Consider the following 1144-nt stretch of genomic DNA (forward strand, 5'->3'; position numbering starts at 1 on the left):
GTCAAAATCACAAACAACGTAACCGGTACCACAATCGTCAATCGTTGACTCGCACTTTCGAGCTGCTCAAAGGTTCCACCATAGTCGAGCCAATAACCAGCAGGTAAATCTACTTCATCATTAATTCTCACCTGAGCTTCTTCAACAAAAGTGCCAATATCTCTGTCACGCACATTTGCTGTGACAACAATACTACGTTTGCCATTCTCCCGGCTTATTTGGCTAGGTACTTCTTTAAATGCCAGTGTGGCTAATTCGCTTATCGGTACATGCTCACCAGAGGGCGTAACGATGGGAATGGTCTCAAGCTGAGTGAGTTCATTTCGAATGTCGTCGGCATATCGCACGACAATTTTAAAGCGTCTGTCGCCCTCAAAAATCATTCCAGCGGTTTCTCCACCTGTCGCAGCATTGAGCCATAACTGCAAGTCGGCTATATCCAAACCAAAGCGTGCCAATTGATCAGGCTTTGGTGTGACGGTGAAGATTGGAATGCCTTCTACCTGCTCAAGCCTCGCGTCATCAGCTCCTTCAATCGTTGAAATAACGGTCAAAATGTCAGAAGCAGATGCAAAGAGCGTATCTAAGTCATCCCCAAATAGCCTTATCCCCAAATCTGCCCTTACGCCACTAATCAATTCGTTAAAACGCATTTGTATAGGTTGCGTAAATTCATAATTATTGCCGGGCAAAGTAAACAAGTCCTCTTCAAACGTTTTCACTAACTCAGCTTTTGTCATTGATGGATCGGGCCATTGCTCCCTAGGCTTTAAAATAACAAACGTATCAGTAATGTTTGGTGGCATAGGGTCGGTGGCGACCTCACCCGTACCCGTGCGACCGAATACCGTCTGTACTTGCTCATACTGCATAAGTTTCGCTTCAAGAGTTTTTTGCATTTCAACTGCTTGTTCTACCCCTGTCCCAGGGATCCGTATTGCCTGTACTAAGATATCACCTTCATTGAGCTGGGGAATAAACTCCGAGCCTAATTTACTGCCCATCCATAAACTGCCGACAACCAAAGCACTCGCTGCTACTACCACTAGCCATCTAAAACGCAGCGCTCCGGTTAAAACAGGACGATAGACTGCCTTTGCACCTTTAATAATTGGGCTTTCTTTTTCGCTAATTTTACCTCTCA

General features: G+C 45.2%; 1 protein-coding gene. It reads right to left on the reverse strand.

Going from position 1 to position 1144, the window contains the following annotated elements; translation table 11 throughout:
* Positions 1-1144, reverse strand: a 1144-nt coding sequence (locus tag C6Y40_RS15525; protein WP_170308515.1) for an efflux RND transporter permease subunit, incomplete at both ends; no start/stop codon positions are given.

This window comes from Marisediminitalea alba, from assembly GCF_002993365.1.
GTDB lineage: Bacteria > Pseudomonadota > Gammaproteobacteria > Enterobacterales > Alteromonadaceae > Alteromonas > Alteromonas alba.